Raw genomic sequence first — 22,322 nt, 5'->3', positions numbered from 1 at the left:
CGATTGCTACTCGCTATGACAAGTTAGCCTGTCATTTCCTCAGTGCGATTCATTTAGTTTCTTGTGTCATTTGGCTTAATTGATGACACGCCCTAATTGTTTTTAGAAGTAATTGATTGTCAGAAATAGCGAGTTTTTAGAAATAGCACGAATCGTTTTAAATTTGGTTATAGTCGGTTCAAGATAGTTCAGATATCAGAATGGTGCGTGACAGGGCTATAAAGCGCACATGCTATAAACAGTGCCATAGATAGTAGAGTTAGCAGGCCTGATAGCGTATCTGATTTATATTGAATGGATTATGGAATGTTTTAATTAAAGGAATGGATATGGACACACTCATTATCGTCGGCGTGGTTGTAGTGCTGGCGTTTGTTTTTATGATGGTCGCACTACTGATGCTCAAGGCCTTTTACTTTAAGGTCGAGCAGGGCAAAGCACTCATTATCAACGGTGTGAGTAAAATTGCCGTACGTTTTGATGGTGGTTTTGTTTGGCCAGTCATCAACAAAAAAGAATTGATGCGCATATCGCTCATCACGTTAGAAGTGGACAGACGCGGTAAAGAAGGTTTGATTTGCGCAGACAACATGCGTGCTGATATCACCGTGGCATTTTATTTACGCGTCAATGAAACCGAAGAGGATGTGCTAAAAGTCGCCAAATCGGTTGGGGTAGAGCGCGCGTCAGATAAAGTCGCTGTCAACGAACTGTTTAATGCTAAGTTCTCTGAAGCCTTAAAAACAGTTGGTAAGCAGATTGATTTTGTCAAACTGTTTGAAAACCGCAGCGAGTTTCGTGACAGCATCGTTCAAGAAATCGGTAACGATCTGAATGGCTATGTCTTAGAAGATGTGGCGATTGATTATTTAGAGCAAACGCCAAAATCGTCATTAGATTCCAGTAATATCTTAGATGCTGAAGGTATCAAAAAGATTACGCAATTAACAGCCTTTCAGAACGTCATCACCAACGAGCTCGAGCGTGATGAAGAGCTGGCAGTTAAGAAAAAGAATGTCGAAACCAGAGAGGCGATGCTAGAGCTTGAGCGTCAACAAGCTGATGCCGAAGCTAAACAGCAACGTGAAATCTCGTCAGTGATTGCACGTGAGACTGCTGAAACTCGCAAGATTGAAGAAGAAGAGCGTAAAAAGTCTGAAACAGCTGTAATCTCGGTTGAGCAAGATTTGGCCATTCAGCGTGAAAATCAGCAGCGCGAAATCGAAGTAGCAGGACAAAATCGTCTGCGTGCGGTCGTCATCGAAGAAGAAAAAGTGACGCGTGCCCGTGATTTAGAAATTGTCTCTCGTGAGCGTGAAGTTGATCTGCAACGTATCGAAGCTGAACGTGCGATTGAGCTTGAGAAAAAAGAAATCGCCAACGTCATTCGTGAACGTATCGCAGTGGACAAAACCGTTGCGCAAGAAGAAGAGCGTATCAAAGAAGTCCGCGAGATTAGCGAAGCGGAGCGTTCTAAGCAAACACGCGTCCTAGCAGCAGAAGCCGATGCGGAAGAAATCAAAGTACGTCAGGTGAAAAAAGCCGAAGCAGAAGAGCTGTCTGCCAAGCATAAAGCCGTCGAAATCACCACACTGGCTGCCGCGAATCTTGAAGCGTCTGCTAAAGATTCAGAAGCCAAAATTAAAATGGCCGAAGGTATCAAGGCAGAAGAGTCGGCACATGGCTTCGCTGAAGCAGCTATCCAAGAAGTCAAAGCCGCTTCTTTGGAAAAAGAAGGCATTGCGAAAGCCAATGTTATCAAAGCGACTGGACAAGCTGAAGCACAATCAGATCGTGAAAAAGGCATGGCAGATGCTGAGGTTATCGCGGCTCGTGGCGAGTCTAAGGCAAAAGCTGAACGTGATATCGGTATGGTTGATGCAGAAATCATCGCCGCTCGCGGTGAATCTACCGCCAGAGCTGAGCGTGAAAAAGGCATGGCAGATGCTCAAGTCATCGCGGCTCGCGGTGAGTCAAATGCCAAAGCAGAACGTGAAGTTGGATTGGCAAAAGCCGAAGTTACTCGTGCACATTTCCAAGCCGAAGCAGATGGTCTGGTCGAGAAATTCAATGCCATGGGTAGCATGAGCAAAGAGGCACGTGAGCACGAAGAGTTCCGTATGAGTCTTGAGACGGCCTTGCAAGAAGCGCTTGCCTCGATTGACGCTGGTAAAGAAATTGCGAAAGAAAATGCTGAAGTATTGGCAGTCGCGTTACAGAAAGCCAAAATTGATATTGTTGGCGGCGAAGCTCATTTCTTTGATAATTTTGCCAAGTCACTGTCTATTGGTAAAGCCATTGATGGCCTAGCGGGTAAGTCAGACACATTGAGCGGTATCATCAATGGTGTGATGGCCAGTCAAGCCATGAAATCAAACCAGAAAAATGATGATAAAACGACTTATTAGTAAGGTCTAAATGACTAGGGCGTGTCATCAATTAGCACATTAGTACGTTTAGTGGTCTTAAAATGGCTAAATTTTGCTAAACATCGTCAGCAATTTTGTCAATATGTTCATATTAACGGCAATTGCTTCCTTGTTTATCTACAATTTTTCTCATTTTAAGCCTCACAATCTAATTGATGACACACCCTAGCCTTAATGGGTAAGTTTTTATCTAACAGTGTGAATGAGTAATATTTTCTAAAATAAAGAATCTGTCGTGTAGGCGGCAGATTTTTTTGCTAACTCAGGGTGATTCGGAGCGACGAATCATGATGAGTTGGTTAATCTAAAAAAACAGCAGTGACCACTCGTTTTTTTAGATTAGCCAAGTGCTTTTTTACTTTCGATGATCTTTATCTCAAATAACTTCTTATTTTCCTTATTGCCCAAAATTCTCTTATTATGTAAAAACAAAAACGGACGAGCAACGATGGCGGATACGCAAACTTCAAAGAACTCAGATAGCAACGATAATAATAGCGCTAATCAAGCAAACCAAACCGATCAAGCAGTTGCTTCAGGCAATGCTTATGAGCTCATCAAAAAGCGTTTAACCGAACAAGGCAGCCGCTTAGAGCAGCAGACTGCTACGCTCAATAATTCGCGTCTCGAAGAGTTTGGTAGCACGCAGATGCAAGTCATCGCCCGTACTCGTATTCGTACCGAGTACAACTGTGTGGCACAAGACATGGTGCAGGTCGGCGATTATTTGCTGTTTGGCTACAACGTTTTTATGGGGCTAAAACGCGCGAGCAATATTAAAGACGTACTGTCGTTATATCGTTTGAACGAGCCAGCTGGTAATGAAGAAGAGTATCAGCTTGAAGAGGTTGACTTAAAAGGGACTTTTTTGGCTCAAGACGCCTTTGTCCAAGACTTCAATGAGCTGTATCGATACTACAAGCAAACGCGCCTGATTCAAATAACAGTTAAAGACAGCAAATTACTGTTGGCGTTTCAGATTGGCGAGCGTATCACCGATATTCGAGTGTTCCGTTTTGCGCTAGATTTTAGCCAAGGTACGCCAGAGTCGGCGCAAGTCGCTTATGTGGACAATCGAGGCGAGCGTGATATTGAGCTGCCGCCTGCTTATGATTTTGACTGGATTGATACCACCCGTGATCAAATGGTGAATGGTAAATATCCGCATATGAATATCTTAGACACGATATTTGTGGAAACGGTCGGTGGCGATTTGACCATCAAGATTGAGGACAATACGCAGTCCGGTCAGGGTATTTATAGTGAACCGGTCAATGACCGTACCCAGTCGCTGACCGATGCTGAGATTGCTTATGCCAAAGTGGGCAGTTTAATACTGCTTAAAATATTGCCTTATCGTGAAGAGGACTACCGTTATTTTGTTTATAACACCTTGACCGAAGCGGTACTGCGATTGGATGCGATTGGACAGTCATGTGTTCAGCTACCAGAAGACCACGGCATCATGTTTCCGGGTGGTTATTATCTACAGACGGGTGAGTATAAGCTGTTTGAGGCCAATAACGTTGGTGCTACTGACTTACGGTTTAAGCGTAAAATTGTATCGCCGAATGGGGAAGATGTTCTATTCTTATTTTACGACAGAGACTTGGGCGTTACGGGGCTGTTTCCTTATAACTTGATTAAAAAGCAATTGGCGAACCCTATTTATTGCAACGGTACGGCCTTGGCTGAGAATGGCCGCTTGGTGCTGTTTAGTGACCAAAGCGAGCCGTCTCGTATTCATCCGATGCAGATATGGCACACGCCTTATGCCTCACACGAGTATGTAAGTGAGTTGCCAGAGAGCACGAGCTTCTATGGCAAGATTGGCAATAAAGAATTGGTGCGCGGTATCTCAGATCTTTATAGCATTACCCGCCTCATTGACAATCAAAGCGTGTCGCAGAAGCTCTATGAAGAGCTTACCAATAATACCAGCCGACTCTTTGACAGCTATTATTGGTTGTCTGAGCCTGAGCTGAGCGAAGTCGCCAGTAGTATTAAAGAAGTGACGGCCACGGCTGAGCTGGTGATTGATGAGTTCGCCAAAGTACAAAGTATCCAAAAGCAAACCCAAACTGCGCTAGCCGATGCCGATACCCAGCAAAGTGAGATTTTGCGGCAGATACGGGTCACTAGTTTTGAGTCTGCCAGTGATTATGTCGATCAGTTGTCAGCGTTAAGACGCCAAAAAGGCCGTTTGGTCAGCTTGGAAGATTTGCGTTATCTGGATGCTGATAAGTTACGAGCATTGCAGACGCAGTTAGAAGAAGCCGAAAGCGAACTGGCTGAAAAGACCGTGCTGTTCTTAAGCGGGGAAGAAGCGCTATCAAGCTACGAAGGCATATTAATAGATGTCAGTGAGCGCTTAAACACCGCAGAAACCAATGCTGAGCTAAAACCTATACTAGAAAAAATCGATGAGACAGCGCAAGGGTTAGATTTATTAACCGAGTTGCTAGGCACGTTGGATGTGGCTGATGCTACGGTGCGTACGCAAATTATCGATGATATATCGACTATCTATGCGAGCCTAAATCAGAGCAAAGCCAAGCTCAATCATAAACGCAAAAATCTAGGCTCAGCGGAGGCCGTTGCACAATTTGGTGCGCAGTTTAAGCTGTTCGGGCAATCTATTGCCAATGCATTATCCATTGCCAATACCCCTGAGAAATCAGATGAGCAAATGGCAAAATTATTAGTGCAGCTAGAAGAGTTAGAGAGCCAGTTCGCTGATCCAGAGACCAACAGCGGCGATCAGTTTTTAGCCGATATCATCAGCAAACGTGAAGAGATTTACGAGACCTTCGAAAATCATAAGCAGCAATTACTCGATGCCCGTAACCGTAAAGCGCAAAACTTAGGTGATGGTGCGCTACGAATGCTTGAGAGTATTAAAAAACGCACGCAAAGCACTGGCGTCACAGGTTTTACAGAAGAAGAAGCACTAAATACGTATTTCGCGGCTGATGGTCTGGTGCAAAAAGTCCGCAACATCGCAAAAGAGTTGCAAGCGATGAGCTTTAGCGTAAAAGCTGATGACATCGATGCCCGCCTAAAAGCCATTCAAATCGAGAGTTATAAGAGTCTAAAAGATAAGTCGGACTTGTTTGAAGATGGTGGTCAGATTATTAAACTGGGCAAGCACCGTTTTTCGGTCAATACTCAGCCACTTGATTTGACGTTATTGAGTCGTCAGCAGTCAGATGGTAATCGTGTTTTAAATCTACATCTAACGGGCACAGACTATTATGAAGTGCTTAATAACACTGAGCTGAACGCATTGCGCCCGTATTGGGACATGAATATCGCCTCTGAGTCTGATACCGTTTACCGCGCTGAGTACTTGGCCTATAGCATTATCGAAAGTGCTAAGAACAGCCAGGAGGGTTTGACTGAAGCGCGCCTATATCAAGCATACGATGCGACTGTCATTACGCTCGATATTAATGGTGATATTGATAATGACAGTCCATTGTCCAAATTGGTCAAAGCTTACGCGACCCCTCGCTATCAGCTCGGCTATGACAAAGGTATTCATGATCATGATGCCACGTTATTACTGATGCAAATACTGCCGACTTTGCGCGAGGCAGGGTTGCTGATTTATACCCCGCAAGTACGTGCCTTGGCGCAATTATTCTATTGGCAGCTGAATATCGTACAAGCGCTGGGCTTAGACAGCTTACGCCAGTTCGGTTATGACGCTTGGTTAAATGAGTCTGTGCTGACGCGTGCAAATAACTGGACGGATAGAGCTGCGACCGCCGAGCAACTGCGCCGTGCCTTAGGCAGTGATACGGCTAAGTCTTTACTAGTCGAAGATATGAGCCAAGTGATGCGTGATTTTGTCGCCGCTCATAATGATGACAATATTGGTAGTGATATCGGTGCTAGCGTTGATAAAGATGGTAGCGCTGATAACGGCGCTAATATCTTCAAACCAAGCTATGTTCAGCTTGCCTGTGAATATCTGGTTAGCGTCATGGGGCAATCAGCTGAATCGAATGCCAGCGCATCTAACACAATAAACTGGCAAACCAGTCAACAAGCGCAGCAGTTGTGTGAGCAACTAAGCCAAACGCTAAACAGTGCGTTAGGCAGCCTGCAAAGCACAGCTGGCTTTGACCAACTGCAATCTTCTATTGGCAAGCTTGGCTTCCAACCAAAATCAGCGTATGAGCTATTGGCAACATGGTTTCATGCATTGCTTGATAAGACTTACGGTGGTAATGAGTCAGATAATGCATCAGCTGATGGCAGAGATGAGGCAGGCGAGACACTCAGTGAAGAGCAGCTTGCTGAGAGTAAGGAAAAAGAGGCGCTACGCAAGCAACAGCTAGAAAGTGGCCGTCATTATGTGCCCGAAGCCATTGCGGTTTTACTTACTCAATTAAATGATGCCCAGCGTGAAGCCTTGGTGCAACGATTGATTGATTCAGGTGCTAGCTTCAATAAAGGGGCTTTTAATAAAGAGCTAAGTGCTAAAGGATTGGGCAATCAAGGTTTAAACAGTACAGGCGCAAGTGCCACGCCATCTGCCTTATCATTTTCCTCAATTACCTCGTCGGCTACGTCAACGCCTTCATTGACCAGTATTAATAATCCGCTCAATCAAGTGCAAAGCTTTGAGCGTAGCACGGGTAAGGTATCGCTTGAAATACAAGTTAATAACTTGCTGGGTGAGCATCCGCGTATTCATCAGCAGACCTTAACCTTTGCCGTTGATGACTTCTTAAATCGTCTGCATCATCATGATACGCAGGTCATTCCTGCGTATAGACGTTATCTGGCCATGCGCTCAGAAATATTACATGACTCAAAAGAGACGTTACGGCTGGACGAATTTATGCCGCGTCCATTGTCCTCATTTGTGCGTAACCGTCTGATTAACGAGAGTTATCTACCACTCATCGGTGATAACCTCGCCAAACAGATGGGCACGGTCGGTGAGGATAAGCGTACCGATTTGATGGGTATTCTCATGATGATATCGCCACCAGGGTATGGTAAAACCACTTTGATGGAGTATGTGGCAAATCGTCTTGGCCTTATCTTTATGAAGATTAACTGTCCGTCACTTGGTCATGATGTGACGTCCTTAGATCCTGAAAAAGCGCCCAATGCCACCGCACGAGAAGAGCTGAATAAAATCAACTTAGCTTTTGAGATGGGCAATAATGTCATGCTTTATCTCGATGATATTCAGCATACGCATGCGGAATTTTTACAGAAATTTATCTCACTCGGTGATGGTACGCGCCGTATCGATGGTGTTTGGCAAGGTAAAACGAAAACTTATGACATGCGTGGCAAAAAGTTCTGCGTGGTCATGGCAGGTAACCCGTATACCGAGAGCGGCGAAGCCTTTAAAGTACCAGATATGCTTGCCAACCGTGCCGATATCTACAACTTAGGCGATATAATGAGCGGCATGGAAGAAGTGTTTGCGCTCAGTTATATCGAAAACTCGCTCACTTCTAACACCGTTCTCGCGCCACTGGCTAACCGCGACCTAGCAGATGTTCATCGTCTCATCAAAATGGCGAAAGCGGACAATGCGAATCTTGCCCAAGCTCAAAGCGGTGATTTGACGTATCCGTATAGCACTTCAGAGATTAATGAGATTGTCGCGATCTTGCGTCATATGTTTACGGTGCAAGAAGTCATTCTGGATGTTAACCAAGCGTATATTGCTTCCGCCTCTCAAGACGATAAGTACCGCGTTGAGCCGATATTTAAGCTGCAAGGCAGTTATCGTAATATGAATAAGATGACCGAAAAACTGTCGGCAGTCATGAATAAGAGTGAGCTGAACCAGCTGATAGACGATCACTATTTGGGCGAGTCGCAACTACTGACGCAAGGCGCAGAGAGTAATCTGCTCAAGCTTGGCGAGATGCGCGGTGTCTTGACCGAAGCAGAAATGCAGCGTTGGGCACAAATCAAAGCCGACTTCTTGCGTAATAAAGCCATGGGCGGTGAAGATGGTGATACGGGCGCGCGTATCGTTGCCCAGTTGGTCGACTTGGCCAGTGGCTTCAATGCGATTAGTAGTCAGTTTGAAAAATACTTAACAAAAAATGATCCAGAGCAAATCGCTCGATTACGAGAAGCAGGGCAGCAAGCGCAACTCGATGCCCAGTTAAACGCCCAATTAGAGTCACAGAAAATCCTCGCCGATAGCGTGATCAATAATGCCAAAGTCGTCAGCGATAGTATCGATAATGGCTTTGAGAAAAGTCTGAATCAGCTGGTACAAATATATAAGCATGATCACAATGCTGAAAAGGCGGAAGGCGAGTATCTTAAGCAAAACCAAGAGGTGCAAAAAGCACTGATGGTGCAGCTGGTCAATGCTGTTGAACAACTGGCGCAAAAAATGGCGAATAGCTTGTCTAGTAGTCTGACTGAGAGCCTGATTAAGAATGAAGAGCATCAAACCGTAGATAGAGATGTGCCTGACATCACTCAGCAGACTGCGCTTATGGCAAACGCATTGAAAGAGGCGCTTGCACCGCTAACGATGCGGATGGATGAGAAGTTACTCATCGATAGCAGTACCGATCAATCTGGTAAGCTGATCGTCAATAGCCTCAACAGACTTAATAAAATCTTTGATGACTATGATTAATAACTACTGATTAATGGCTATGATTACCAACTAAAGATTGATTATTAATTATTAACGCTTATGAGCAATGCTGATGACTTGCACTTATGAATATCACTTATGAATATCACTTATGAATATCACTTATGAATATCACTTATGAATATCACTTATGAATATCACTTATGAATATCACTTATGAATATCACTTATGAATAGCACTATAAATAGGGCTTATGATTAAGAGACAATGGTAATATAGTCGGCAACAGCTACTTTGGGTACGATGACGGCGAGTAAAGTTACTACAAACAGTAGGTGAAGCGAGCCTGATACCGTATCCGATGGTAGTGAATCGACTATAGATTAAACAAACCAATGAGAAAATTATGGCGCATAAAAAGAAGAACGTCCGCAAAAAACTCTGCCCTGTCTGCGAGCGCGAGTTTAGTTGGACTAAGAAGCTGGATAAAAACTGGGAGAGCATGGTCTATTGCTCCGACCAATGCCGACGGGTGAAAAAGTATGAAGGGCTGGATCATCAAAAAGAAGCTAAGTAGGTACTAAACATTAACCATAGATATTAGATATACGGCAGAAGGGAGCAGACGATGGCACATAAAAAGGTAAACCTACCGCAAAAAACCTGCCCTGTCTGTCAGCGCCTGTTTACGTGGCGTAAGAAATGGGAGAAGGATTGGGAGCAGGTTATTTATTGTTCTGAGCGGTGTCGTCGGACTAAAGGTAAAGTAGATTGAGTTAAAATCTGAACAATAGAAAATCGCCACGTTTTCTAATCCAATTTTACCAGAGACGTAAGGTAAAAGTGGCTTTGCTATTAGAATGACTGTAGTTTATTCATGACTTTATAAGCTACCAGTAACACATTTTGAGTAAACAGATTAGCTTAGAATATTCTTGACCACCTTACCTATTGCTACACCCAATATGGGCGGTACAGCATTACCAACTTGAGTATATTGAGGTACTTCAAATTTACGCATTTTTCCACCAGTAGTAACTTTAGACTTAAAAACAAAACTATCAGGGAATGACTGTATTCTAGCCATTTCCCTAACAGTTAAGGTTCGTAGCTCGCTTTTATCGTAGTGACATACGTCATCAGGTATTGACAAGGCTGAGGGCGCTGGCATCTCTGGTATAAGCGCTTTTTGAGAATGTTTTTTAGTCAAATGTTGTCTAAAGAACATTGTTATTTCGTTCTCATGAGATAGCTTTCCAAATGAACCATCTAACAAAAGAAAATCAAATTCTAATAGCTTCTTCGCTACTTTTTCAGATAGTATTTCACTTCTACCTTTCAGAAAATCAAATACTTCTTTCCTTTCGGAAGACTCTAGCTTATTTAAAACTTGGTAAATTCTAAATCTCCTTTTTACGGGTAGGCTATTTGCTCTAAGGTCATGGTTTTGCAGATAATCCTTACTAATTATTGGCGCCGTTTTTAAAGACGATTCGATAAAATTTAGGTATTTACTTTTCTTACCATACAGATTGTCTGAAGCTTTTAGATCATCAATTACATCCTTGACAGTAAAATTATTTTCTTTATATTCGAAAAAAGGTGCTAGAAACGTATTTACTAAATCAGTGTCAGTGCCTTTAGTTAAATCTATGACTTTAATATCATCGAATTTAACAGTCTTAGAGCTTTCGATACTCTGATAGAAGCTAAGATAAGGTTTGATTAGAGATAACTCTATGTCATTGAACGAATGCAGTTGTTGACTGAGAGTATCAAATCTTATAGCTATCAAGATAAAACGGTTACGATTTTGAGCAATACCTGCAAATCTTGCATTTACATGTAGACATATAGGAACATAGCCTAGAGCAGCAAAGCCTTTTGCTATCTCAAACCAAGCATAGTAAGGCTTTCCTTCGCTTCTAAATGCTCTCAAAATACCTGAAACATTTTCAAGTACTGCAATTTTGGGGTTAGTAAGTTTGACAAATTGCATAAACTCCCACGGTAACGTATTTCTATCATTACTTAACTCACGCAGTCCTGCCATGCTAAAACTTTGGCACGGTGGACCTCCTGAGACAACATCGGCATCATTAATGCTTTCTAGTATTGATGGATTTGATTTGAGTACTTGGTTTAGCTCTTTGATACTACCAATTATCAATTTGTGGCGAATCGAATCTAAGTTACTCACATCTGAAAAAGAATCTGTACTTTCGAGATCTGGATACTCTCTAGGGTCTTCCCGTAATCTCAAGGTCATATCATTTATGGAGTATTTGCTAGAAAGCCAAACTGTATGAGGGTTTTTTTTCTCTAGAAAATCAGGTTGAGATAGATCTTCATTGTAAAAGTTGTAGGCATATGTCTCTCCCGCCATAGGAGACAATTCATTTACCATAATGTTTTCCAATCCAACTGCTTGTAAGCCTAAAGATAGACCGCCACAGCCAGCGAATAATTCTATATATTTCATCAAGATACCGACCAGTTGATTAATACTCAATCTAAGTGAGTATAGTATATGAAAAATACTTCAAAGTCCAGGAGCTAAATTAACTATGGTTTGATTTGACTAATAAACCAAATATCAATAAATTAAGAAAAAATAAGCGTTAGAGAGCGCTATCTTTAGACAGTCCATAAGCTGACTAATAGTAAAAACCCCTTCAGGTTGTCTCATTGAACCCAAGTACTAGCTGTCACTTTTATAGTGAGCTGTGCTTATTACTTTCAATGGAGCAGCCTATGATGACGACCCGTACAATTAAACGTTTAAAGCAAGATGCTAGTGATTTAAAAAAAGAAAAAAACGTAGCGCTAAATCAGGCACTTAATTTAGTAGCCGAAAAATATGGGTATGAGAGTTGGCAGAGTTTAACTAAAAATGCTATAGACGGTAAAGTAACCATAGCTACTTCAGAGGCTCAAGAAAAAACTTTAAATCAGCAAAATAAAGAGTTATTAGCAGAGTATGGTATTGATTTTTCAGTACTAACAATAACTGCTACCGGCATCAAAAAATCAATTATGGATGCTGTAGGTAGTCTAAGAAACTTTTTTTATGAAAATGCCTTTCACAGCTACGAGCAACAAAAACAAGGCGAAGAATACAAGGTTGTAGAAATCTGTGCATTAATAACACCTGAAAAAATACTTGATAAAAAAGTTAGTTTATACCGACCAACGACTAAGAGCGGTGACCCGCGTATCTGGGTTCATGGTTTAAAGCCTTTTGTTGAGCCTAATGATGAGTTGGCTTTTTTTATTATTGACGATCAGCTCTATGTGCTGAACCTCAATTTAGTAGATTTATCGCATTACTCAGACTTCCTTTTCAAACTTGAGCAATCTTTAGATGAAGTAGCTATAGAGCTTCGAAATAAGTTAATTGAGATTGCGAAACAACCTTTAAAAGCTATTATGAAGGGTGATACCGCTATTGGTATGACAGTAGAGCACGCACTTAATATTGTAGCAAATTCCTCCCAAAAACCTGATTATAAGGGAATTGAGTTAAAATCAGGAAGAGTCACAAATAATAGAAAAAATTTGTTTGCTCAGGTTCCTAACTGGGAAATAAGTAAACTTAAGGGGTCAGGAGATATTGTTGACAAATATGGATATGAACGAAATGGAGATTTAAAATTGTATTGTACTCTAAGTGCTACGAATGTGAATTCACAAGGTTTAAAGCTTGTCGTAGACTTAGAAAATGATATTGTCAATGAAGTTCATATTGACGATGGGTTAGTAGCAAGCTGGGAAGGTAAGATGTTAAGAAAATGTCTAATTAATAAGCATAAGGAAACATTTTGGATAAATGCAGAGGTAGATTTGATAAATGAAAATGAGTTCTTCAGTTTAAAGGATTTTACTCATACAAAGAATCCTAGAGTGCATCAGCTATTGCCTTTGATTCAGCAAGGCGTAGTAACTATTGACCATCTTATAAAACGTAAAAATACTACTGGTTCTGCAAGAGAAAAGGGACCTTTATTTAAAATTAAGCCTCAAGCTTTAGATATGCTTTTTCCAGAACCTGTACTTTATTCTTTAGTTAAAGTTTAAGTAAATCTACCTAGACTGGAAGATAGAAAAAAAGCGGGATCAGATATAAAAACTAATCCCGCTTCAAATCCCTTATTAAAAATCTACAAATTCGGATTTAACCACTTCTCAGCAGTCTTCATATCCCAGCCTTTACGCTCAGCATAACTCTCTAACTGGTCGCGGCTTATTTTACCGACGTTGAAATACTCACTGTCAGGATGCGAGTAATAAAATCCGCTGACCGATGACGCAGGCCACATCGCATAGCTTTCAGTTAGCGTTGTACCGATTGCATCTACTGTACCCAGCCAATCAAACAACTTGCCTTTTTCGGTATGCTCAGGGCAAGCAGGGTAGCCAGGTGCAGGGCGGATGCCGACGTATTTTTCTTTGATCATCTCATCATTGGTTAGACTCTCATCAGCCTGATAGCCCCAATACTCTTTACGGATTAGCTCATGCAAATGCTCGGCAAATGCTTCTGCTAAGCGATCAGACAATGCCTGTACCATGATGGCATTATAGTCATCGCCTGCCGCTTTATATTGCTCAGCCAGTGCTTCTGTACCGACGATGGAGACGGTAAAGCCGCCCAAGTGGTCAGCATGCGTCTCTGATGGCGAGATGAAATCCGCCAAGCTAAAGTTCGGCTTGCCACTGGCCTTGTCGCTTTGCTGACGTAAGTGCTCGAATTGATATTCTGCTGCACCACCTTCAGTGGCATGGTCATAGACAGTAACGGTATCGGCACCCGTACGGCGCGCAGGCATAAGTTTAAACACGCCTTTGGTGACGATTAATTTTTCATCAATCATCTTTTGCATTAGCTCATTGGCATTATCGAACAAATCGCGTGCCGCTTCGCCCACCACATCATCTTGCAATATCTTCGGATACTTACCGACCAGTCCCCAAGAGATAAAGAATGGTGTCCAGTCGATATATGGCAGTAGGTTAGTGATAGGGTAGTCATCCAATATCACTTGGCCTAACTTATTAGGCACAGGTGGCACATAGTTTTCCCAATCATACTGAAAACCAATTTTGACCGATTCCGCATACGTGACCTTCGCCGCTTTTGGTTGACGCTTAGCAAGGCGTTCACGTACTTTGACATACTCTTCGCGAGTTTCATCGATAAGCGCTTGACGGTATTCTTTGGAGAGCAGTTTAGTGACTACACCGACTGAGCGTGAGGCATCAGATACATAGATGACGGCATCATTTTGGTATTGTGGCTCGACTTTGACCGCAGTATGCGCTTTGGAGGTCGTTGCACCGCCAATCATCAAGGGTAGCGTCATGCCGCGCTCTTGCATTTGCTTGGCGACATAGACCATCTCATCGAGACTTGGGGTAATCAGACCTGATAGGCCAATGATATCGACTTCTTCTGCGATAGCGGTATCGAGGATTTTTTCACACGGCACCATGACACCCAGATCAACGATGTCATAGCCGTTACAGCCCAGCACCACGCCGACGATGTTTTTACCGATATCGTGGACGTCGCCTTTGACCGTTGCCATGAGGATTTTGCCTTTCTTTTCACCCTCGACTTTTTCTGCTTCGATATACGGATTTAGCCACGCAACGGATTGTTTCATCACGCGAGCTGATTTGACCACTTGTGGTAAGAACATTTTACCGGCACCAAATAAGTCACCGACGATATTCATCCCGTCCATCAATGGCCCTTCGATGACTTCTAGCGGCTTGGGGTATTTCTCCCATGCTTCTTTGGTATCCGCTTCGATAAAGGTCGTGATGCCTTTGACCAGTGCATGGGCGATGCGTTCTTCTACCGTGCCTTCGCGCCAGCTCATATCAACGGTGCTGTCTTTTTTCTTACCACCGTTTTGGTAGTTCTCAGCCACAGTCATCAGACGTTCGGTGGCATCTTGACCGCTCTCACCTTGGTTGCGGTTGAGCATCACATCTTCGATGGCGTCACGAGCTTCCTTCGGAATATCATCATATAGCTCAAGCATGGCAGGGTTGACGATACCCATCGTCAGACCATTCTGAATCGCATGATAGAGGAATACGGAGTTGATGGCTTCACGGATAGGGTTACCACGGAAACTAAACGAGACGTTAGAGACACCACCCGATACCATCGCATTGGGCAAGTTATCGGTAATCCATTTGGTGGCATTGATAAAGTCCGCACCATAATTATTGTGCTCAGTGATACCAGTGGCAACGGCAAAAATGTTCGGGTCAAAAATAATGTCTTCTGATGGGAAACCAACTTCATTGACCAACACATCATAGCTGCGTTGACAAATCTGAATCTTACGCTCGTAAGTATCGGCTTGACCGTCTTCATCAAATGCCATGACGATAACGGCGGCACCGTAGCGCATGCAAAGCTTGGCACGCTCAACGAACTCAGCATGACCTTCTTTTAATGAGATAGAGTTGACGACGGACTTGCCTTGGATACGCTTAAGACCTTCTTCGATGATGTCCCATTTAGACGAGTCAATCATCAGCGGTACGCGGCTAATATCAGGCTCACCAGACACGAGGTTGACGAAATGAATCATCGCTTGCTTAGAGTCGAGCATGCCTTCGTCCATGTTGATATCGACGATTTGTGCGCCGCCTTCGACCTGATCTCGCGCCACATCGAGTGCTTCGGTGTAGGCTTCGGTTTTAATCAAGCGTAAAAACTTTTTAGAGCCTGTCACGTTGGTACGTTCACCGACGTTGACGAACAGGCTTTCAGGTGTAATCGTAAATGGCTCAAGACCTGACAAACGGCAGGCAGGTGGGATATCTGGAATGACGCGCGGTGGATAATTTGCCACCATTTTAGCGATTTGGCGGATATGCTCAGGCGTCGTACCACAACAGCCACCCACGATGTTTAAGATACCTGCTTTGGCAAAGCCTTCGAGTAGGGCGGCGGTTTGTTCAGCTGTTTCATCATATTCACCAAACTCGTTGGGCAGACCTGCGTTCGGATGCGCTGACACATAGGTATTAGCAATGTTCGATAGCGTTTGGATATGCGGACGCAGCGCATCAGCGCCTAATGCGCAATTAAAGCCAACCGATAATGGCTTGGCATGGCGGATTGAATTATAAAAGGCTTCGGCGGTTTGACCTGATAGCGTTCGACCTGAGGCATCGGTAATCGTCCCCGAAATCATAATCGGTAACTCAAAGCCAATATCATCAAACACGCCTGTGATGGCAAAGATTGCGGCTTTGGCATTTAGCGTATCAAATATTGTTTCGATGAGGATGAGGTCGACACCGCCTTCTATCAGACATAAGGTCGCTTCACGGTAATTTAGTACTAACTCATCAAAGGTAATGTTACGAAAAGCAGGGTCATTGACGTCCGGTGATAGCGAGCAAGTGCGTGAGGTTGGCCCTACGACACCAGCGACAAAACGCGGCTTCTCAGGCGTTTTTGCCGTAAATTCATCCGCTGCTTGACGGGCAATCTTGGCTGCTGTCTTATTCAGCTCAGGCACTAGATACTGCATATCGTAGTCAGCCATCGACAGACGCGTACCGTTAAAGGTATTGGTCTCGATGATATCGGCACCAGCTAGCAGATGATCGTGATGAATGTCTTTAATCATGTGCGGCTGTGTCAGTACTAATAAATCATTGTTACCGCGTACGTCTTGATTGATATCGGCAAAACGCTCACCACGATAATCTGCTTCTTCTAATTTATAGGTCTGAATCTGTGTACCCATCGCCCCATCTAACATCAAGATGCGTGATGCCATTTGCTCGGTGATACGTGCACGTGCCGTCAATTGCTGCTCTTTATAAGGAAACACGGCAGGTGGCGTTAAAATAAAGTCATCAGCGGATGATGGACTAGAAGTAGGATCAGATTGAGAAGTCATCGTTTGAGTCATAGGAGCGCTGCTTATATCGTCAATGTTATAAAAGGGAGAGTAATAAGAATAATAAATAGCGTGCAACATTCATAAAAGGCGTGGGCAAATCCGCATTATTCTAGCATGAAAATCATAGCTCACGTGGGACAGTACTTATTCCTCTTTGGCAATATGCTAGACAAAAAATCTGCCTGTTGATTGAGGGAGCATGATGTTCAAAGTTTATGGCATTAAGCGATTAGGAACAAATGAATATCATTTCGCTTAAAGATTACATAAAGCTTTGTATCTATAAATGAAAGCACAACGATTGTGCTTAAAAGTCAGACAGAGTTTACACCTGTACTACAAAAAGTTGCGTAAAGAGGAATTGATAAAGCTTGGTTATATGTTAATTTAATTTCAGAAGGATTGATGTTTCATAAGCAATACTTACTAGTAAATGTTAATAGTTGTATTCAATGACATCTAACATTTACCACTATTATTAGCGCTAGTATTTGCTATAAGGGAAGACGATCTAATCTGCAAGACAGTTATAGAACAGTCAATAAATACTCAATCATTAAGGATAATGTTATGAAGCTTACTAAAATTGCTACCATCGGTACATTAGCACTCTCAATCGCTGGTTTAAGCGCTTGTAATAATATGATGCCAAGCAAAAGCGCAGCGATGAAAGCACCTATGCACAGTCAATCTATGGCAAAAATGAATGTGGTACAAGTTGCCCAAAGTAATCCTGACTTCTCGCTACTGGTCGAAGCCGTCGTAGCGGCAGATTTGGCGGGTGCTTTGTCTAACCCGAATGCAAACTATACAATATTTGCGCCGACCAATGCCGCATTTGTACAAGTCCTGCAAGAAACAGGCATGAGCAAAGCACAACTATTTACCAACAAGCCACTATTGACTAAGATTTTAGGCTATCACGTGATTAACGGTGCTGCGCCAGTATATGCGAAAGACGTTAAACCGGGCAATATTACTATGTTCAGTAAAGATACTCTGATGGTCACCAATCAGGGCAAATTGATGGATGAAAATGGTCGTACTACCAATATCATAAAAACCGATATTGCTGCTAATAATGGCGTAGTACATGTTATTGATAGAGTATTACTGCCCAAATAAGATTGATCTCAAAATTTCAGTTAAAGAATTATATCCCTATTACTTTGTATGATGAAGCTGGTATGAGTACCAGCTACCGTCTTTGATGACATGATTGTTAAATACACGCTATTTTAATTGCCAACTATTTTAGATGAAGCTTTTCTAAATGAAATTGCTGGTATTTAGAATGTTTGAGATATTTTTTAAGCGTGTCATCATTATTGTTTAACACTACGACAATAAACGACAGTCATCTTTGTTTCTTGTTGAAAGCTTTGATCATTTAACAATTTCAATCATTCGACGGATGCTACTGACAAAGTAGATGGTTCATCTGAACTCATACATAAGGATATACTCATGCTAAAAAGAACCCTATTATCTCTGGCGCTTGCCATGACCGTTTTGCCGCTAGCCGCTTGTAATGACGACGACAATGATTTTTCAGTTGTTGTAGAAGCGCCAACACAAAATATTGCAGAAATTGCTGCTGAAAATAAAGATTTAACCATTCTTAATGCTGCGCTAAAGGCATCTGGACTTGATAAAGTTTTGATGTCATCAGAGGGCGAATTTACTGTATTTGCACCTACTGATGCTGCATTTGCTGAATTATTGGAAGAGCTTGATGTGACGTCAGAAGAGTTATTGGCTGACAAAGAGCTATTAACCATGGTCTTAACTTATCATGTTATCCCCAATATGACAGTCAAAGCTGCTGACATTCCTTATGGCGACAGTATCGAAACAGTCAATGGTCAAGCGTTCTCTATTAGTGATGCCAATATCATTATGGATGCAAGTGGGTATACCTCTAAAATTATCAAAACAGATGTACTGGCCACTAATGGTGTCATTCACCTCATTGACGACGTATTGCTACCTACTGACAAGTCTATAGTCGATCTAGCCGTTGCCACAGAGGATCTCAGTATCCTCAAAGAAGCGGTGGTAGCAGCAGGACTGGCTGACGCCCTGGCTGATGAAGAAGCTGACTTTACCGTCTTTGCACCCAATAATGCCGCTTTTGCTAAATTATTAGCTGAACTTGAGATAAGTAAAGAACAGCTATTACAAGATAAGCCGCTGTTGACGAAAGTGCTCACCTATCATGTGATTGAAGACGACCGCGTCTTTGCCTCTGAAATTATGGCAGGCAGTCAAGAGATGCTCGAAGGCAGCAGCATCACATTTGACGATAAAAAACAAATTACCGATGGGAGAGATCGTACCTCTAATATCGTGACCGCGAATATACAAGCGAACAATGGAGTTGTACACGTGATCGATACAGTGTTGCTACCTAAGTAAGCATTAATCCGAAATTAATCAGTTAAAATTATAGTTATTGGTATAGCAGAGGCGACATTATTACTATTGTTTAGTTGCTATCATTTGCAACAGATAAGTGGTTCGCTGTTATATACATTAACTGGGTTAAGTTATTTGTCAAACAAGTCACTTAACAGACCATCCCTTTATAAGGAAATACTTATGTTGAAGAAAAACTTACTTTCTATTGCTGTAGTTACAGCTGCCATGTCATTAGCCGCTTGTAATGATAAAGAAGCAGCTACTGATCCTGTTGAGCCTGAAGTGACTACTGAAGAAGTGGTTGTAGAGCCCGTTGCCGAAGTTGAGCCAATGACTGAAGCCGATCCAATGGCCGATACTGCTGCGACGCAAAGCATTGCTGAAATAGCAGCTGGCAACGAAAATCTAACGATTCTAACGGCTGCATTACAAGCTGCTGGCTTAGATACAATGATGATGGATGCTGGGACTTATACGGTATTTGCACCAACTGATGATGCCTTTGCTCCTGTGTTAGAGAAGCTAGGCGTTACTAAAGAAGAGCTATTAGCCGATACAGATCTACTGAAAAAAGTACTTCCATATCACGTAGTGCCTGTGGTTGTTATGGAAGCTGACATTCCTTATGGTACTGATGTTGCTACTGTAAATGGTGCTACTATCAACATTAGCGATGCTAATGTCATCACTGATGCGACTGGTAACACGGCTAATATTACTGGTACAGATATCATGGCAACGAACGGTGTGGTTCACACTATCGATGCAGTATTGATGCCTGAGTAAGTTGTTTTGATAGTCTCTTTATTTATGATTAATTAATTATTTAAATAATGACGTCGAAGAAGCTTAGCTATTGAGCTGGGCTTTTTTGCGTTTGGGGGATAACTAATGTTTACCATAGCATTGATATAAGTCAGTCGCATGAAAACGGTTCAATGAAATGGAGAGTAAGATAAATGAGCCTCTCATTGGTTCACACTAATGCAAATTTAAAGAGTAATGATGACTTATATAAGACGTTTATTGGAGGTTTATAAATGCAAAGGTTTGAAACAAAAAAGCCCGAAACGATTGTTTCGGGCTTTTGTTTTGGAGGTTTGAATAATAATCATGTTAAAGAATAATAGCTACGTTATAGAATATTACTTATGCTCTTTACGTAGTGGATCTGCTGCCATTCTTTGTTGCTCTTTTAGATGACGCTCTTCCCAATAAGGGGCGTTTTTGATGCCGAATTTTGCAGGATCAAAACTGTAGCGCTCAACACCTGCTTTACGCTGTGCTTCATAGTCTTTTAGCATAGTAAGCGTTGGACGAGCCACAATGAAGATGACCAAAATACCAACGATGTTCAACCAAGCCATAAGCCCAACACCAATATCACCAATAGCCCAAATGTAGCCAGCTGAGTTTAGGCCGCCGTAAGCAACCATCACCATGATTAAGATTTTGACTAAGAATAGACCAGTCTTGTTGGCACTGCGACCGACAAAGCGCGTTAGATAAGCAACGTTCACTTCGGCGATGTAGTAGTAAGCCAAGATAGTGGTAAAGGCAAAGAAGAAGACAGCAATAGCGATAAAGGTGTTACCAAAACCACCATAAACAGATTCCATCGCCATTTGCGTGAATGCAGGGGCGTTGATTTCAGTGGTAGCAGCGACATTCTGTACGATGAACTGACCGTCTGGTAATGTTCCTTGAATGTTGTAAGTACCCATGGTTAGGATCATGAAGGCAGTAGCAGAACATACTAATAGGGTATCGACATATACTGAGAATGCCTGAACCAAACCCTGCTGTGATGGATGCTCAACTTCAGCAGCAGCAGCAGCATGAGGACCTGTACCTTGACCTGCTTCATTTGAGTAAATACCACGTTTTACACCCCAACCAATCGCTGCACCAAAACCTGCTTGAGCAGTAAAGGCATCGCTAACGATTAGACCGAATACTTGTGGAATCATGTCAAAGTTAGTAAACATGATGATCAGTGCAAGAACGATATAGCCCAATGCCATAAAAGGAACGGCATACTCGGTAAACGTTGCGATACGCTTGATACCACCAAAAATGATAATACCTAATACCACAAGGATAATGGCTAAGGCTACTAGACGCATTGAGCCAACTTCTAAGGCGCCAATGCTCATAACAGATCCTTCGCCCATTACCTGTGCGAAAGCATTGATAACGCCGTTTGCCTGTACACCTGGTAAAAATATACCACAAGCGAGGATAGATGAGATTGCAAAGAGGATGCCATACCATTTTTGGCCAAGTGCGCGCTCAAAATAGTACGCTGGGCCACCGCGATATTCGCCAGTGATGACATCTTTTTCTTTATAAATCTGTGCGAGCGTAGACTCAACATAAGCAGTAGATGCGCCTAAGAAGGCCACGACCCACATCCAAAATACGGCACCTGGGCCACCGAAACCGATAGCCGCAGCTGCCCCAGCGATGTTACCCATACCTACGCGTCCTGCGAGTGATACGGCAAGTGCCTGAAATGATGAAATACCTTGATCACTAGATTTACCAGTAAAGAGTAATTTGATCATTTCACCGAACAGACGCACTTGTACGAAGCGCGTCATAATGGAATAAAATAGGCCCGCGCCCAAGCACAGATAGATCAGTGCGGGGCTCCAGATAATTCCGTTTACTAAGTTAACTAAACCTTCCATATGTATATTCCTAGTACTGTCTCAAAGTGGCTCTGTATGCTAGGAGTAAGCTAACTGGTTAACTTACTTATTTAAGTTAAGCAGTTAAATTATCTACATCGACTCATATATATCCGTTAAGTCTCATACGCGCTTAGCCACTAAGAATGGACTGTAGTTGTCTGTCGTTATCCGCTTGGTTTATCAGTAATATTGACAGTTTGCTTAAGCTTATTACCGACGATATGCGTATCAGCATAG

General features: G+C 42.6%; 11 protein-coding genes and 1 pseudogene. 9 read left to right on the top strand and 3 right to left on the bottom strand.

Features of this window, described 5'->3' with window-relative positions; all coding sequences use genetic code 11:
- The 5 genes and pseudogenes from C8D84_RS08905 to C8D84_RS08885 all read left to right on the top strand — a co-directional run.
- Positions 1–83 (top strand): annotated as a pseudogene (locus C8D84_RS08905) (IS5/IS1182 family transposase); the annotation flags it as partial.
- Positions 84–329: 246 nt separating this feature from the next.
- Entirely contained in the window at positions 330–2,408 is a 2,079-nt protein-coding gene (locus tag C8D84_RS08900; protein ID WP_109591553.1) for a flotillin family protein, read from the top strand.
- Positions 2,409–2,877: 469 nt separating this feature from the next.
- Positions 2,878–9,066, top strand: a complete 6,189-nt coding sequence (locus C8D84_RS08895; RefSeq protein ID WP_109591551.1) for a DNA repair ATPase — start codon at positions 2,878–2,880, stop codon at positions 9,064–9,066.
- A gap of 368 nt (positions 9,067–9,434) precedes the next feature.
- The gene (locus C8D84_RS08890) at positions 9,435–9,605 is read left to right on the top strand and encodes a DUF2256 domain-containing protein (RefSeq protein WP_102077519.1); all 171 of its coding nucleotides are present in this window, start codon (positions 9,435–9,437) and stop codon (positions 9,603–9,605) included.
- A gap of 51 nt (positions 9,606–9,656) precedes the next feature.
- The gene (locus tag C8D84_RS08885) at positions 9,657–9,803 is read left to right on the top strand and encodes a DUF2256 domain-containing protein (protein ID WP_109591549.1); all 147 of its coding nucleotides are present in this window, start codon (positions 9,657–9,659) and stop codon (positions 9,801–9,803) included.
- Between the two features lie 144 nt (positions 9,804–9,947).
- On the opposite strand, the gene C8D84_RS08880 is transcribed toward C8D84_RS08885, so the two are convergent.
- On the bottom strand, positions 9,948–11,510 hold the full coding sequence (locus C8D84_RS08880) for a DNA cytosine methyltransferase (RefSeq protein ID WP_109591547.1): 1,563 nt from the start codon (positions 11,508–11,510) through the stop codon (positions 9,948–9,950).
- Between the two features lie 272 nt (positions 11,511–11,782).
- On the opposite strand from C8D84_RS08880, the gene C8D84_RS08875 reads away from it, so the two are divergent.
- Positions 11,783–13,105: an MvaI/BcnI family restriction endonuclease gene (locus C8D84_RS08875; RefSeq protein WP_228244520.1), complete on the top strand. Its 1,323-nt coding sequence runs from the start codon at positions 11,783–11,785 to the stop codon at positions 13,103–13,105.
- 83 nt (positions 13,106–13,188) lie between these two features.
- Here C8D84_RS08875 and metH read toward each other — a convergent pair whose 3' ends face one another.
- A complete protein-coding gene (metH, locus tag C8D84_RS08870) occupies positions 13,189–16,977 on the bottom strand; it encodes a methionine synthase (protein ID WP_109591543.1) in 3,789 nt (1,262 codons plus the stop codon).
- A 561-nt stretch (positions 16,978–17,538) separates the two neighbouring features.
- Between metH and C8D84_RS08865 the strand changes: the two genes are divergently transcribed.
- The 3 genes from C8D84_RS08865 to C8D84_RS08855 all read left to right on the top strand — a co-directional run bounded on the left by C8D84_RS08865 (position 17,539) and on the right by C8D84_RS08855 (position 20,175).
- Positions 17,539–18,093 (top strand): fasciclin domain-containing protein, encoded by a 555-nt coding sequence (locus C8D84_RS08865; protein WP_109591541.1) that lies wholly within the window; start codon positions 17,539–17,541, stop codon positions 18,091–18,093.
- Between the two features lie 342 nt (positions 18,094–18,435).
- Positions 18,436–19,386, top strand: a complete 951-nt coding sequence (locus tag C8D84_RS08860; RefSeq protein ID WP_109591539.1) for a fasciclin domain-containing protein — start codon at positions 18,436–18,438, stop codon at positions 19,384–19,386.
- A gap of 183 nt (positions 19,387–19,569) precedes the next feature.
- On the top strand, positions 19,570–20,175 hold the full coding sequence (locus C8D84_RS08855; RefSeq protein WP_109591537.1) for a fasciclin domain-containing protein: 606 nt from the start codon (positions 19,570–19,572) through the stop codon (positions 20,173–20,175).
- A gap of 359 nt (positions 20,176–20,534) precedes the next feature.
- On the opposite strand, the gene C8D84_RS08850 is transcribed toward C8D84_RS08855, so the two are convergent.
- A complete protein-coding gene (locus C8D84_RS08850) occupies positions 20,535–22,082 on the bottom strand; it encodes an alanine/glycine:cation symporter family protein (RefSeq protein ID WP_109591535.1) in 1,548 nt (515 codons plus the stop codon).
- Positions 22,083–22,322: the final 240 nt, after the last annotated feature.

It is taken from the genome of Psychrobacter immobilis, from assembly GCF_003148585.1.
Taxonomy (GTDB): Bacteria; Pseudomonadota; Gammaproteobacteria; order Pseudomonadales; family Moraxellaceae; genus Psychrobacter; species Psychrobacter immobilis.
The sequence above is the reverse complement of the archived record's forward strand: the minus strand, read 5'-3'. Positions and strand labels throughout refer to the sequence as shown.

What these genes read in the sequence shown, in the direction of transcription:
- C8D84_RS08855 (WP_109591537.1), top strand. Translation starts at nt 19,570, where the DNA reads ATGTTGAAGAAAAACTTACTTTCTATTGCTGTAGTTACAGCTGCCATG.
- C8D84_RS08880 (WP_109591547.1), bottom strand. Translation starts at nt 11,510, where the DNA reads ATGAAATATATAGAATTATTCGCTGGCTGTGGCGGTCTATCTTTAGGC.
- metH (WP_109591543.1), bottom strand. Translation starts at nt 16,977, where the DNA reads ATGACTCAAACGATGACTTCTCAATCTGATCCTACTTCTAGTCCATCA.
- C8D84_RS08860 (WP_109591539.1), top strand. Translation starts at nt 18,436, where the DNA reads ATGCTAAAAAGAACCCTATTATCTCTGGCGCTTGCCATGACCGTTTTG.
- C8D84_RS08890 (WP_102077519.1), top strand. Translation starts at nt 9,435, where the DNA reads ATGGCGCATAAAAAGAAGAACGTCCGCAAAAAACTCTGCCCTGTCTGC.
- C8D84_RS08875 (WP_228244520.1), top strand. Translation starts at nt 11,783, where the DNA reads ATGATGACGACCCGTACAATTAAACGTTTAAAGCAAGATGCTAGTGAT.
- C8D84_RS08850 (WP_109591535.1), bottom strand. Translation starts at nt 22,082, where the DNA reads ATGGAAGGTTTAGTTAACTTAGTAAACGGAATTATCTGGAGCCCCGCA.
- C8D84_RS08895 (WP_109591551.1), top strand. Translation starts at nt 2,878, where the DNA reads ATGGCGGATACGCAAACTTCAAAGAACTCAGATAGCAACGATAATAAT.
- C8D84_RS08885 (WP_109591549.1), top strand. Translation starts at nt 9,657, where the DNA reads ATGGCACATAAAAAGGTAAACCTACCGCAAAAAACCTGCCCTGTCTGT.
- C8D84_RS08900 (WP_109591553.1), top strand. Translation starts at nt 330, where the DNA reads ATGGACACACTCATTATCGTCGGCGTGGTTGTAGTGCTGGCGTTTGTT.
- C8D84_RS08865 (WP_109591541.1), top strand. Translation starts at nt 17,539, where the DNA reads ATGAAGCTTACTAAAATTGCTACCATCGGTACATTAGCACTCTCAATC.